The organism is Bordetella tumulicola (assembly GCF_054779135.1).
The window spans coordinates 657,268-670,967 of sequence record NZ_BAAGYU010000010.1 but is presented as its reverse complement, the minus strand read 5'-3'; the positions used below and the strand labels follow the sequence as shown (position 1 = coordinate 670,967).

The 13,700-nt window shown below is 59.8% G+C and carries 14 protein-coding genes; 7 read left to right on the top strand and 7 right to left on the bottom strand.

The annotated features are described in order from the left end of the window. Positions 1-122: 122 nt before the first annotated feature. From ACYVDM_RS20440 to ACYVDM_RS20425, 4 genes are all read left to right on the top strand, one after another. Positions 123-1,205, top strand: coding sequence for an LLM class flavin-dependent oxidoreductase (locus tag ACYVDM_RS20440; RefSeq protein ID WP_415788272.1), 1,083 nt, complete (start codon positions 123-125; stop codon positions 1,203-1,205). A gap of 31 nt (positions 1,206-1,236) precedes the next feature. Further along, positions 1,237-2,463 carry a CaiB/BaiF CoA transferase family protein gene (locus ACYVDM_RS20435; RefSeq protein ID WP_415788270.1) on the top strand — a complete coding sequence of 409 codons (1,227 nt, stop codon included), beginning with the start codon at positions 1,237-1,239 and terminating at the stop codon, positions 2,461-2,463. Next, positions 2,463-3,245 carry an enoyl-CoA hydratase/isomerase family protein gene (locus ACYVDM_RS20430; RefSeq protein WP_415788268.1) on the top strand — a complete coding sequence of 261 codons (783 nt, stop codon included), beginning with the start codon at positions 2,463-2,465 and terminating at the stop codon, positions 3,243-3,245. Before ACYVDM_RS20435 ends, ACYVDM_RS20430 begins: the two co-directional genes overlap by 1 nt. A gap of 112 nt (positions 3,246-3,357) precedes the next feature. Further along, a complete protein-coding gene (locus ACYVDM_RS20425; protein WP_415788266.1) occupies positions 3,358-4,338 on the top strand; it encodes a Bug family tripartite tricarboxylate transporter substrate binding protein in 981 nt (326 codons plus the stop codon). 29 nt (positions 4,339-4,367) lie between these two features. Here ACYVDM_RS20425 and ACYVDM_RS20420 read toward each other — a convergent pair whose 3' ends face one another. From ACYVDM_RS20420 to ACYVDM_RS20400, 5 genes are all read right to left on the bottom strand, one after another. Then, complete coding sequence (locus ACYVDM_RS20420; RefSeq protein WP_415788264.1) at positions 4,368-5,153, bottom strand: IclR family transcriptional regulator; 786 nt, start codon at positions 5,151-5,153, stop codon at positions 4,368-4,370. A gap of 72 nt (positions 5,154-5,225) precedes the next feature. Next, entirely contained in the window at positions 5,226-6,203 is a 978-nt protein-coding gene (locus tag ACYVDM_RS20415) for a Bug family tripartite tricarboxylate transporter substrate binding protein (protein WP_415788262.1), read from the bottom strand. 47 nt (positions 6,204-6,250) lie between these two features. Continuing rightward, a complete protein-coding gene (locus ACYVDM_RS20410; protein WP_415788260.1) occupies positions 6,251-7,042 on the bottom strand; it encodes an enoyl-CoA hydratase/isomerase family protein in 792 nt (263 codons plus the stop codon). Positions 7,043-7,045: 3 nt separating this feature from the next. After that, positions 7,046-8,134: an acyl-CoA dehydrogenase family protein gene (locus tag ACYVDM_RS20405; protein ID WP_415788258.1), complete on the bottom strand. Its 1,089-nt coding sequence runs from the start codon at positions 8,132-8,134 to the stop codon at positions 7,046-7,048. Continuing rightward, on the bottom strand, positions 8,131-9,288 hold the full coding sequence (locus ACYVDM_RS20400) for an acyl-CoA dehydrogenase family protein (RefSeq protein ID WP_415788256.1): 1,158 nt from the start codon (positions 9,286-9,288) through the stop codon (positions 8,131-8,133). Before ACYVDM_RS20400 ends, ACYVDM_RS20405 begins: the two co-directional genes overlap by 4 nt. 181 nt (positions 9,289-9,469) lie before the next feature. Here ACYVDM_RS20400 and ACYVDM_RS20395 point away from each other — a divergent pair, with 181 nt between their 5' ends. Further along, entirely contained in the window at positions 9,470-10,660 is a 1,191-nt protein-coding gene (locus ACYVDM_RS20395; RefSeq protein ID WP_415788254.1) for a CaiB/BaiF CoA transferase family protein, read from the top strand. A 42-nt stretch (positions 10,661-10,702) separates the two neighbouring features. On the opposite strand, the gene ACYVDM_RS20390 is transcribed toward ACYVDM_RS20395, so the two are convergent. Continuing rightward, positions 10,703-11,053, bottom strand: coding sequence for a hypothetical protein (locus ACYVDM_RS20390; RefSeq protein ID WP_415788252.1), 351 nt, complete (start codon positions 11,051-11,053; stop codon positions 10,703-10,705). Between the two features lie 177 nt (positions 11,054-11,230). On the opposite strand from ACYVDM_RS20390, the gene ACYVDM_RS20385 reads away from it, so the two are divergent. Both ACYVDM_RS20385 and ACYVDM_RS20380 read left to right on the top strand, forming a co-directional pair. Beyond that, entirely contained in the window at positions 11,231-12,046 is an 816-nt protein-coding gene (locus ACYVDM_RS20385; protein ID WP_415788250.1) for a helix-turn-helix domain-containing protein, read from the top strand. 77 nt (positions 12,047-12,123) lie between these two features. Then, positions 12,124-12,768 carry a LysE family translocator gene (locus ACYVDM_RS20380; RefSeq protein ID WP_415788248.1) on the top strand — a complete coding sequence of 215 codons (645 nt, stop codon included), beginning with the start codon at positions 12,124-12,126 and terminating at the stop codon, positions 12,766-12,768. Positions 12,769-12,919: 151 nt separating this feature from the next. Here the strand turns inward: ACYVDM_RS20380 and ACYVDM_RS20375 are convergent, their stop codons facing one another. Then, positions 12,920-13,678, bottom strand: coding sequence for an IclR family transcriptional regulator (locus ACYVDM_RS20375; protein WP_415788246.1), 759 nt, complete (start codon positions 13,676-13,678; stop codon positions 12,920-12,922). Between the last annotated feature and the right edge of the window lie 22 nt (positions 13,679-13,700).

The following is a 13,700-nucleotide window of genomic DNA, read 5'->3' as shown; positions in this document are numbered from 1 at the left end:
CGTTTTTTGTAAGGCTAGTGTTCCGCGAAGTGCACTTCTCGCGCCAAAGACCCTTACCTAGAATGTGCCGATCGCGTGGTGGCGCAAGCCCCATGCTCGGGCTTCTTCACTGAGGAAACAATATGGACTTCGGCATCTTCAACCTGTTGCAGCAACGCGATACGAACAAGCCTTCCGACCAGATCGTATCGGAGACCGTGGCACTGACAAGACTGGCCGATGAACTCGGGTTTGCTGCGGCATGGTATGCCGAACATCATTTCTCGAACTACGGCCTGTGCCCCTCGCCCCTGGTGATGGTGGCGCACTGTGCCGCACTGACCAAGCGCATACGCCTGGGTCCCGGGGTGATCGTGGCGCCGCTATATACGCCCGCACGCCTGGTGGCCGAGATCGCGCTAGTGGATCAGTTGTCCGGCGGGCGCCTGAACATCGGCCTGGGCGGCGGATACCAGCAATACGAATTCGAACGGTTTGGCGTCATGATGGACAACACACGCGAGCGTTCGCTGGAAATGTTGGACATCATCGAGCAAGGCCTTACACAAAAAAAATTCAGCTATGACGGCGAATTCTACAAACAACTGACCTCGGCCATCAGCGTGCGGCCAACGCAGCAGCCCATGCCGCCGGTATGGCTTGCCAGTGGCGACCCGCTGCTGATGCGTCGTGCCATCCAGGACAACCACACCATTTTCGTGGGTGGCGGCCTGGGCAACTACAAGCGCATGGGTGGTCTGCGCGCGATCATCGACGACCTGTGCGAATCCGAAGGCAAGCATCCAGCCGATGCCAAAGTGGCGTTGCTGCGCTTCGCCTATGCCAGCGACGACGAAGCAGAGATCGACCATTTCGTCGACTGCGCCCGCTATCAGCAGCGCATTGCGGTTGCGCTGAAAACCCGTAAGGAATCCGTGGCGGACGACTACATGATCCAGGAGCAACCCTTCGACAAGGAACTGCCGATGGAAAAAATCAAGGCCAACCTGCCCGTGGGTAACGTAGAAACCGTCATCGAGCGCCTGGTGCGGGATATTCGCGTCGTGCGCCCGCACCATGTTGCGATTCACACGCAGATCGGCGACCTGGACCACGGCGCCATGTGCAGGCAGCTTGAACTGTGGGCCAGCACAATCATCCCCGCTGTCCAGAAAGAAGTAGCCAAATTCGACCCTTACGTGCGGGTCAGCGCCGTTGCCGGATAAGACTGTGTGCCCCCCCTTTCAAGGTAGTGCCATGCAAGCAAACACTGCACACAACGCCGATGACGCCCAGGATACACCGGCGTTAGAAGGCATCCGCGTCATCGACGTCAGCCGGGTGCTGGCGGCGCCCTTCTGCGGCCAGCTGCTGGCCGACATGGGCGCGGACGTCATCAAAGTGGAAGGCCCCAAGGGAGACGAAAATCGCGGCTGGCCGCCGTTCAACGAGTCCGGGCAAAGCTGCAACTTCATGAGCGTAAACCGCGGCAAGCGCGGCATCACGCTGAACCTGAAAACCGAGCGTGGCCGCGAGCTTCTATACCAGTTACTCGAAAAAGCCGACGTGCTCATCCACAATTATCTACCCGAGGTGGCAGCTCCGCTGGGCATAGATGAGGCACTGTTCCGGCAACGCTTTCCACATCTGATCGTATGCGGAATATCGGCATTCGGCGCACACGGGCCGATGCGAAACCGTCCCGGCTACGACTCGTTGCTGCAGGCATTCTCCGGCATCATGGGCTTTACTGGAGAACGCGGCGGAAAATCGGTGCGATCCGGCGTGTCGTTCGTGGATATGACGACGGGGGTCTTCGCCTACAGCGGCGTGCTGTCGGCGCTAATGCGACGCGTGCGCACCGGCAAGGGCTCCAACGTGCAGGTGTCGTTGTTGGAGACTGCCATCGCCCTACTCAGCTATCACGGCGTATCGTGGCTGGAAGCCGGCGTGCTGCCCGAGAAGGAAGGTTCCGGACTATGGAACCAAGTGCCCTACCAAGCCTTCCAGTGCCAAGATAAAGAACTGGCCACCGGCGCGCTCAACGACGCCACCTGGCGCCGCATGTGCGACGCCATTGGCCGTCCGGATCTGCGGGATGACCCCTCCCTGGCCACTAACGCGCAGCGACTGGAACGACGCGAGGAAGTCATCGGCATTTTCGCCGAAGCCTTCCGGCACGATACGGCAGCCGCCTGGACCGAGAGGCTGGGTGAGCGCGGCGTGCCGGTGGCCCCCATGCACACGGTCGCCGATGCCCTGACGCATGAACAATCGCTGGCCAACCAGATGGTCATGCAGATGACCGACCAGGACGGCCGCTCATTGCGCCTGCTGGGCATGCCCTTCAAGATCGGCCACCCGGCCAGCTTCGCCCGCCGCCCGCCGCCGCGCCTGGGCGAGCACACGGACGAAGTCCTACAAGAGCTGGCCTCACTATCGCCCCAGGACTTGGCCGCATTGCGCGCGCAGGAGGTCATCTGATGGCGAAGATCGAGGTCCAGGCTGGCGCGAACGGCGCGGTGACGTTCTGGCTAGACAACCCCGCCAAACATAACGCCTTGACTGAAAGCATGCTGGCCAACCTGGTCAGCGGCATCCAACACCAAGCCGCTCTTCCAGGAACACGCCTGATTGTTATACGCGGCCGGCAGGGAATCTTCTGCGCCGGCCGAGATGTCTCGGATCTGCAGACCCGCGCCCCCCAGGCTAAACACAGTGCCACGGAACAAGTACGTCCGGCCAAGCAACTCGCGGACACGCTGTTGAACTGCCCGGTGCCCACCGTGGCCGCAGTGTCCGGCCGCGCCATCGGATTGGGCCTGGGCATCGTTGTGTGGTGCGACTTGGCTATCGCGGACGAGAGCGCCAGTTTCAGCGTACCGGAAGCTCGCCTGGGTATTCCGCCCAGCATGACCGCCTGGTCGCTGGCCCGCGTGGTGGGCGTACGCAGCGCGGCCGACTGGGTCTTGCGCGGCCGCACCGTCAGGGCACAAGAGGCCTGGCATTGCGGCTTGGTCCCACGGCCTTGCCAGGATGAAGCCGACTTGTCGCGCGTGCTGGAAGTCATCGCTCAGGACGTGCGTCGCTGCGGCCCTGCGGCCCTGCGTGCCAGCAAGGCGTTGATGCGTGAACTGGACGGACAAGCTTTTATGCAAGGCCTCGAACACGCCACTCGAGTAGCGGCCGATTCGCTGGCCAGTGACGAAGCCGTGGAAGGCATGCGGGCCTTCCGCGAGAAGCGTCCGCCTATGTGGATGATCTGAGTCATTCAGCGCAGGGTCGTGCCACCGCCCCATCCTGAAGTCCTGCCGATCGATGCGCCGCAAAAGCCAGCTTGCATAGAACAACACCCTGCAGTCAAAAATGGAGACAACCATGTTGCTGAAGACGATGAGAGCATGCGCCGCCGCGGTAGTGGCAGGCCTGATAAGCCTGTCCCTGCCCGCCCAGGCCGACGACAAGTTTCCCTCGCAGCCCATCCGGCTGGTGCTGTCCTACCCGCCAGGCGGCGTGATGGACCCCGTGGCGCGCCTCCTGGCGCCGCATCTGGCCGACGAACTAGGCCAGCCCGTGGTAGTGGAGAACCGCCCAGGTGCGTCTGGCACCATCGGCGCCGCCTACGTATCGCGCGCTAAACCTGACGGCTACACCATCCTGTTCGCCCCCAATGGCGTATCGCTGCATCCTGTCACCATGAAGAAAATCGCCGGCTATGACGTACGCACTGACCTGCAGAGCGTCAGCCTCGTAGCCTCTGGGCCGTACCTGTTGGTGGTAAGCGCGAAATTTCCCGTCAACAGCGTGCCAGAACTGATCGATTACGTGAAGAAGAATCCAGGCAAAGTGTTCTATGGCACCGCGGGCACAGCATCGCCCTTGCACCTGCTGACGGAGCTTTTCGGCCACGCCGCCGGCATCAACATGACCCATGTGCCGTACCAGGGCAATGGCCCCGTGGTGAAAGCACTGCTCAGCAACGAAATCCAGGTCGGGTTCGACACCATCCCCGGCGCCAGGGCATTGGCCGAAGCCGGCCGCCTGAAGATCCTGGCCGTCACCACCACCAAGCGCAACGCATCTCTGCCCGACACGCCGACGCTGGAAGAATCAGGCGTGGACGTCGATGCATCGCTATGGCAGGCGTTCTTCCTGCCCAAGGGCACGCCGCGTCCCATTGTGGACCGGTGGAATGCTGCGATTCTGAAAGTGTTGCAGATCCCGGAAGTGCGTGAGCGGATGAATGGGTACGGCTTCGATCTGGAAGGCACGACACCCGAAGCGCTGGCGCGGCAGATCGAGCGGGAAGTCAAGCAATGGGAAGACGTCGTGAAACGCTCCGACATTGCGTTGAACTGACGAAGCGGCAGGCCGCGGACGCCACTGGCCTATGGCGTGCCGTGGTCCGCCAGCCGATCCCCGCCCTGCAGGTAGATGCCGGATAGCGCTCTGATGGCAGTCACCACTTTCTCTTTCTTCCGCTTCAAGCGGAACACCGGTCCCGCGACGGCAATGGCGCACTGAGACTGGCCGTAAACTAACGGAATCGGCATGCCAATGGCGCATATCCCTTCGGTCAGTCTGTCGGTATACGCGTAACCTTGCGCCTTGATCTCGTCGATCTCGGTGACGAGATGGTTGGCATTGATAAGATTTTTTTCGAGCACGCTTTCTTTATTCAACTGCCCGATCAGCTCGCGCAGTTCATCATGAGAATAGCGCGACAACAGCGCCCGCCCAATAGCGCTTTGGGTGATGGGGCGCAGCAGGCCGGGCTTCAGATAGAAGCGCAGCAGCTCTCTGGATTGCACGGTATGCAGATACTGGGCGTACAGTCCATTGCGGGCACCCAGTATCACCGTTTCACCCGTATCTCTCTGCAGTTGCTGCATCAGCGCAATGACCGCCCCGCCCCGAAACAATCCGCCCATCAGCCAGCCGCCCATCATGGCGACGCGCAAGGTAGGGATATACACCTTGTGCTCGCTATCGAAATGTACATACTGTTTGGCGCACAGGCTTTTCAGGATTGCCAGCACGCTAGACATGGGGTAGCTCAGTTCGCTGGCGATTTCCGTCAGGTTCAGGGGCCGTTGCCGCAAAGCAAACAGCTCTAGAATAGTGATCACCCGATCAGCGGACTTGACCGAGGTTGGCTTCGGGTTGCTCGACATGGGCATGGCACAGGCGGTGATGGGATGAGGCTACACGGATGATAAAGGACATCGGCCGTCTGCTGGTTTGCCTTAATGTACTGTCAGGTTCGCCTGTTGCGCGATGTCTTGCCACATCGCGATCTCCTGGCTGACCTGCGCCCGCGTATCCTGGGCCGTGCGCCAGCGTACGGTGTCGCCCAGATTATGCACCTGCCGCATGAAAGCCGCGTCGGCCACCACCTGCTTCAGCTCGGCTTCCAGTCGTTGTTGCACCGCTGCCGGCGTTTTAGCCGGCGCCACGATCGCGGTCCAGACCATTGCGTGTTCCGCGAAGTCGGCCAATGCCGGATCAATCTCGGAAACCAACGGCACAGCGGGATACTTGACCAGGCGCTGCGAGCCGGTGACCGCCAGCAATGACACTTTGCCGCTTTGCGCCAGTGGAATCGAGAACGACGGGGCAAAAGACCCCAGGTCCAACCGGCCCGCATACAGATCGCTGACCGTATCGGAGTTGCCCTTATAGCGCACCGGCAGCATCTGCACGCCCGCCGAGCGAGTGAACATTGCACCGGCCACCATCGATACATTGCCCACCACCGCGTACGAGACGCTTTCCGGTTTTGCCCTGCTGTCCTCGATGAACGACTGTAGGTTAGTGCGCGGATTGTTCACGCCAGTGACGAACACATAGGGATATGCGCTGATGCTGCCGATATATGCAAAATCGTCCAGCGTGTTGATCGCATATTTTTCGTGAATGGCCGGTGCGATTGTCAGCAAACCGTTGGTGATGAACAGCAGCGAGTAACCGTCCGGTTCACTGCTGAGCAATTCGCGCGCCGCGATGATATTGTCACCCCCCGGCTTGTTGATTACAGTAATGGTCTGATCCAGGCGCTTGCCCAAATGGTCTGCGACCAAGCGGGCCATGTTGTCGGTTGGGCCTCCGGCTGAGAACGGCACAATCAGCCGTATCGGTCGACTGGGATACTTATCCGCGGCCGCGACAGCACACGGCATGATCACCGAGACGGCGAGCAGCAAACGGGCAACAAGCGTATTCAATGTCTTATCTCCTGATTTTTTTGGTGTAGCGGGTCCGCCTCGGGACTTCATCGTCCCTTGAATTTCGGTTGTCTCTTTTCCTTGAATGCGTTGAGCGCTTCCTGGTGGTCTTCTGTTGAAAACAGCACTGCCATATGCGAGGACACCTGCTCCAGGTGTGTGCGCAGATCGATGGAGAGTCCCTGGTACGCGGCCTTCTTCATCATGCGCACGGCGAGCGGCGGACCGGCGGCAATGCGCTGGGCCATTTCATAAACAGTCGGCATTAGTTGCTCGTCCGGCACCACCTGGTTTACCAGACCGATACGTTCGGCCTCTTCCGCCTCGACAAAGCGCGCGGTCCACAAGAGCTCCAGTGCCCGCGGCATGCCGATCAGCCGTGGCAGGTACCAGGCGCCGCCATCACCTGCCATGATGCCGACTCGCACGTAAGTCTCGGCAAACCGGGCGCTGGCTGCGGCGATCCGGATGTCACCCATTAACGCCATGTCCATGCCTGCCCCCGTTGCCACACCATTGACCGCCACGATCACCGGCTTGTCCAGGGATTCCATGACCAGCGGAATGCGATGCACGCGATTGGCCAGCGACATCTTGCGCATATATGGGGTTTCTTGTTGCTTGCGTTCGTCCATGCCGTTGACGTCGCCACCGGAACAGAAGCCTCGCCCCTTGCCGGTCAACACGATGGCGCCGATGGTGTCGTCGTTTTGCGCATCCAGCAACGCCTCGACCCAGTCATGCAGCATCGCCGTCGTAAAAGCATTGAGTTTTTCGGGGCGGTTCAGCGTAATGGTCGCTACGCCGTCATGCTTGTCGTATAGCAGTTCATCAGTCATGAGTCACGCCTCCAGGTCAATGTCAGAAGGTGCAGTGATAAAAGCCCACAGTGCGCGCTCGTCAATCTGCTCCAGCCGTTCACCCGCCCACGCAGCCCAGTGCGTATCCGATCCGAATTCATCGCGCCATGACATCAACCGCCGGGTCGAGAGATGCAACGGATGCTCATGAGTAAAGCCCATCGCGCCATGGACTTGATGAGCGATGGCGCAAACTTGTGTCGCCGCCTCGCTGGCGCGAATCTTGGCGAAGGCTGCCACAATGGAAACACCGCTGGCCGCGTACAGATGGATCCCCGCATCGGCGGCGGCAGTGGCGCTGGCAACCTGAGCAGCCAGTTCCGCAATCTGGTGCTGAATGGCCTGGAATTTGGCGATGGGCCTGCCGAACTGCACGCGTTCGGTGGCGTACTGCACGGTCATCTCCAACACCTGCTGCGCCGCGCCGGTCATTTGCACGCTGCGCAGCAAAGCCCCTTCGATCGGCAAGGCCTGCACAATGCGTTCGACATCGTGTAGGGCAACGTGGGCGGCCGCCACCGGCGTGCGCTCATACCGCAAGGCGTCACGTGGCTCGCCCGCCAGATTAGTGCCCCACTCGGCTCGCTGGCCCGGTGGCAACAGCGCCAGGCCGGTTCGGCCGTCGCATTGCACCGGCGCCACCACGCCCGCCACGTGCCGCCCCCACGGCACGCGCCGTACCATGCCACTGACAACATAGCCGTCCGGTGTCGCCTGCGCCTGTAGCGGCACAGATTCGCTGTATGTGCTCAGGCTCAACGGCGAATCAGGATCGCATGGCACACCCGCCGCACTGAGTGCGCGCTGTGCAAGATAGGTTTCGACCAGAGGCAGAGGCACGTTAAAGCGCCCAGCCTGCCGCACCAGCAAGGCCAGTGAGGGCAAGGCCAGGCCAACCTGCCCCGGCTCGAATTCGGTGACCGCGGCTGACGTCAAGCCCATAGCCTGAAGATCGGCCCAGGCATCGGGCAGCCAGTCGCCGTGCTCGACACGTTCAAACACACTGCGCGTGCACAAGTCGGTAAAAAACCGCACCGCGCTATCGTTGAGGAGTTGATCTACGTCGTTCATCGTAACCCTAGGCGTTTAGCGATAATGCCGCGCAGAATTTCCTTGGTTCCGCCGCGGATCGAATAGGCCGGTGCATACAGCGTCGAGTACCTAAGCGAGGCGTTGAAAGCGTCGTTCTCGCCGAAGCCATCTCGCTGTTCATCTGAAAACAGCGTGCGTGCCACTTCGGGAATATCCTGCTCCAACCGCGTTCCCAGATCCTTTGCCAGCGCGGCCTCGGTGTTCGGCACGATGCCGCGCTCCAACATCCCGGCGATCGATGACGACATCTGGTGCATCGTCCATAGCCGTGTCACCAGGCGTGCGATGGAGGCCGAGCGGCTTTGACTAGGATGCTGGCGCGCTTTGGCAACCGTCGCTGTCAACAAGTGATAGGTGCTGAGCCAGCGGTCCGGACCGCTGCGTTCGTAAACCAGTTCGTTGGTGACCTGCGCCCAACCATTACCGATGGCACCCACCACGCAGGCGTCGGGGATAAATACGTCGTCGAACACCACCTCGTTGAAATCATGCTCGCCGGCCAGGTTGATGATCGGTCGCACGGTGATACCGGGCAGGCTCAAGTCCACGAGAAATTGGCTCACCCCCTCGCGCCGGGACTCGCCTCGCGGGCCAGTGCGCGCAAACAGGATCATCATGTGCACGCGATGGGCATTGCTCGTCCATATCTTGCTGCCTGTGATCCTCCATCCGCCTTCGACCTGCAACGCCTTGGTCCGGATCGACGCCAGATCCGAACCCGAATCGGCCTCACTCATGCCGATGCAGAAATAGCATTCACCCGCGGCGATACGCGGCAGGTATTCCTGACGTTGCGCCTCGGTGCCGAAACGCAGCAGCAATGGCCCGCTCTGCCGATCAGCAATCCAGTGCGCCCGCACCGGTGCCACGGCCGCCAACAGTTCTTCCGTGACAACAAAGCGTTCCATGGCACTGCGAGCATGGCCACCGTATTGCCTAGGCCAGGTCATGCCTATCCATCCTTGCCGCCCCAGCGCACGGCTAAATGACGGATCCGGCTCGGCCCAACCGCAGGGCACGTCCCGGATACGTCCGGCCTGGCGCTCGGCATCGACGAAGTCCCGTACTTCCTGGCGCAATTTTTTTAATTCATTAGGTTCTTCATATATGGAAAAACCGATCAGCGCATTCATATCCAATGACTCCTATGAATCAGGAGAAAATGGTAAGAGCATCTCGCGCATATAGTGAATCTTAAATTCACATATATGAATAAATAGTGTAGATAATTCGGTTGCGTGAATTTAGAACCTGAAAAATAATAGAGGCCTTGCCTCTCGGCCAGAGACATACGGAACTCAGGAGAACCCAGTCATGAACAAGGCGGCGCCCGCAACTGACACACAGCAAGTATCCAGCGGTCCGCTGGCCGGCATCAGAGTCGTGGATCTAACCTCGGTCGTACTGGGGCCCTTGGCGACGCAAATATTGGCCGACTACGGCGCGGACGTGATCAAAGTCGAAGGCCCCACTGGCGATATCATCCGCTCCAATGGCGTATCCACACACAAGGGCATGGGCTCGATCTATCTGGCGCTCAACCGTAACAAGCGATCGGTCGTGCTCGACCTGAAACAGGCAGACGGCCGCCAGGCCTTGCGCGAGCTGATATGCACGGCCGACGTTCTCGTGCACAACATGCGCGTCAAGGCCATCGAAAAACTGGGCTTCGGCTACGACGCCGTGCGCGAATTGAATCCCCGTATCGTCTATTGCGCGGCCACCGGATTTGGACAGGATGGTCCGCATCGCGACCGCCCGGCATTCGACGACATCATCCAGGCCTCGTCGGGCTTCGTCGGCGTGGGATCGCTGGGTAAAGATGTACCCGAATACTCGCCCAACCTGATCGCCGACAAGACCATTGGCCTCTTCACTGCCAACGCCGTCACCACTGCGCTGTTTCACCGCGAACGGACACAGCAGGGCCAGTATGTCGAGATCCCCATGCTGGAAACCATGGCATCCTTTGTACTGGCCGAGCACATGGCCGGGCTGACCTTTCCTGGCTCAAAAGAACCCGCCGGGTACAAGCGCATCGTTCGAGGCGGGCGCCGTCCGTACCCCACCAAGGATGGATGGATCGGCGTATTGCCTTACACCGAAAAGCACTGGATCGCGTTCTTCAACGCAGTAGGCAAGGCCGAGCTCATTGAAGAATTCGACATCGCGGACCGTCAGAAGCGCAACGCCCGTATCCAGGAAATCTATGCGGCCCTGGGCAGTATCACGCCACTGAAAACCACCGACGAGTGGCTTGATCTATGCAACACGCTCGACATACCGGCGACGCGCATCTACGAACTCGAAGACCTGCCTGAACATCCCCACTTGAAAGCCGTAGGTCTGTTCGAAGAGTCTTCTCACCCTGTTGTTGGCAACATTCGGCAAATCCGGCCAACGGTGCGATTCAGCGCGACACCGCTGACCATCTACCGGCACGCGCCCACGCTGGGAGAACATACCGACGAAATCCTGGCTGAGCTCAAGTCCGGCAAGCGCTAGTGCGCCGATGCTTACGTCAATTTTTGACGATTCATCCGGCGATTACGGAAGCCTGGAGATAATAAACGCGACCTCGTACTGATGGCCCGGGTATTGGCTGTTCGCCCAGGATGCGAATTCTTGCTTGGTGACGCGATGGTGATAGGCATTGTGTAGCCACACCGTGAATTCTTCTTGCTGCGCCGTCGTATCCAATGGGATGCGTTTGTATTTCGGATCGGCTTTTATCTGACTGATGAGCGTGTCGGTCCAAGCATTGAATGGCTTGTCCATACCGGCAGCCACTACTCGCGGATCTTCCTGGCTGCCTGTTGCGCAGCCTTGGAGTAATGGCATCGCAAGCGCAAACGTGGTTACGACAGCAGCGCTAACGCGATTCAATCGGGTAATCATGCTGGGATCCTCAAGTTTCAACGATAGGGCTACCGGCGTAGCTCGAAAGTACAAACTATGCCGCAGCATACTTACATAGATACTACAGGATCATCTCCTGGCACAACTCCCGCGCCGCCGAGCCGGTTTCCACCCGCTTAGCTACATGGATGATGAACGGCCGAAATATAATTGGCCATGGACCCCACCACCCAATTCTGGCGCGACCCCGCCCTTCCCTATGCGGAAAGCCGTCGCGCCTGCCATAGCCGGGCCTGCTATAAGCCGCACAGCCATCCAACTTTTTCCATCGGCGCGGTCGATCAGGGCACAAGCCACTTTACCGGCGCAGGCAACAGCCCAGTCACCCTGCATGCCGGTATTGTCGTGTTCGTTCCCGCATCTCGTGCTCATGCCTGCAACCCCGCACCCGACACAGCATGGAGCTATCAGATGCTGCATCTGGACGCAGTTTGGCTCCATGCCGTCCGTCAAGAATATGCACGAGGGGACGCCAGCCGCTGGGACAAGGAGCCGATCCGAATCGTGGACGAACCCACGGTCTATGCGCGCTTCTGCCGTCTCAATGAACTACTGTTTTCTCAGGCGAGTCCATACAACAAAGAAGCTGCACTAATTGAGTTCATTGGGGAGTGCGATGAAACACAGGGGCTACGCATCGGCGCCCCCGACATCTCCTCGCACCTGAACGAACAGATCCGCCCTGTTCTGGATTTCTTGCAAGACGGCCCTGCCGCTGACACAGCGTTGAGCGATCTGGCGCAACTAGCCGGCATGAGCCGCTATCAGTTGATCCGTGCTTTCCGAGCCGCTACGGGTATGACACCCCATGCCTGGCAGTTAAACCAGCGCATCAACCTTGCGCGCGAGCGAATACGAGCGGGCGACGGCATCGCCGAAGTCGCCTATCGTCTGGACTTTGCGGATCAAGCGCATTTCCAGCGTGTTTTCAAGGCTCACACGGGGGTCACTCCGGGCTGCTTCCGGCTATAAATCCACTGCAATTTTCTTCAATACGGGCTCGCCAAAAATCGACACACTGCCAGCAATGACTCGAATGTGTGTGTTCAATGCAGCAGTTTCTGATAATCGCCGCAGCGCATTTTCTAGCGTTGCTATCGCCTGGCCCTGATTTTTTCCTGATTACCCGTACCTCGCTCTCCGCAGGTTGGCGGATCGCCGGCGGTGCCTGCTTAGGTATCGCCGTGGCCAATGGTGTTTTCATCGTTGCCGCATTCGCCGGCACATCCGCACTGCGACCAGATAGCGCGCTGTTCGTCGTCCTGCAAGTTGCGGGCTGTACCTATCTGCTCTATCTCGGCGTGCTGTTCATTCGCTTCGCGGGTGCCAATGCCTTGAATGGCGCGCCCTCACCTGCACTGCGCTCCGCCAAGCCGATGCCGCAGGCCATGATGTGGTGGCGCGCGGCCGGCATGGGCTTTCTGTCAGGCATTCTCAACCCCAAGAATGCCCTGTTCTACGCGAGCCTGGCTGCCATGCTGGCGGGCCCCCGTACCAGTGGGGGAGGGAAACTCTTCTATGGCGCGTGGATGTTCAGCATCGTGTTGCTATGGGACTTACTGGTCGCGGCCATGATCGGCAACCAAGCCGTCCGACGGCGCTTCGCACGCGCGTTGCCTTGGTTGGAGCGCGTCTCGGGTGTCATGTTGATTGTGCTTGCCTTGGGCGTCCTTGCCGCCCTTGTGATGCGTTGATGACACTATTCCCGACGTTGCCTGGACGTCGCTCTCGGGTAATCCCCTAATTACGAAGTCCCGAGCAAGCAGGATAATTTACCTATTAATTGAAATGACGTTTCATCTAGAGAAACGATCGATGACTTCGCTGTTCTTAACCGCCCACGATTCAGATGGCCGCCCCGATCTCTGCCGCCAGCTCTTTGATGCTATGTCCGTATTCACGTTCAAATGCCGCCAGTGGCATAGCCGACATATGCACTACTACATTGACGCTAGCAACAGGCCGTCCTTGATAGACGACTGCACACGCCACGGCCCGGCCATTAGTCAGCGGACTCTCGGTATCCGCCATGGCATAGCCATGCTTGCGGGTGCTGGCCAGTTGGCTCAACAAAGCTTTGGGCGCGCGCGCCGCGTCATAATCAGGGCCCGGCTTGCTCTCCAAGCTTGCAAGCACCATGCGCAACTCGGACTCGGGCAACGCTGCCAAATAGGCGCGCCCCAGTGCCGTACGCAACAACGGAACGCGCGACCCTGGTTTGGTATTCACCGAGAGGTAGCCCGGTGCCCGGCTAGTATCCAGAATCACCATAGCGTCGGCGTCGAAGATACCCAGCTCTATAGGCCAACCCGCCGCTTGGCGATGGCGCTCAAGAATAGGCCCCGCCACGGACAGCAGATGGGATTGGGCTTCGTAGCCATTCGACAGCCCAAGCACCTTTGCAGTGACGGCATAGCGACGTTCGCCGGGCTGCATCATGACATAGCCCGCATACGTCAGGGTCTCAAGGATCCGCACCACAGTGGGCTTGGCAATGCCGGTTTCATCGTGGATCTGACCGACGGCCATGGGTCCGCGTTCGTTCAGGCAGTGCAGCACGTCCAGGCCTCGCAACAGCGCCGCCACGGGTTCATAGGATCCCATCGATACACACTTCTTCAGGAGA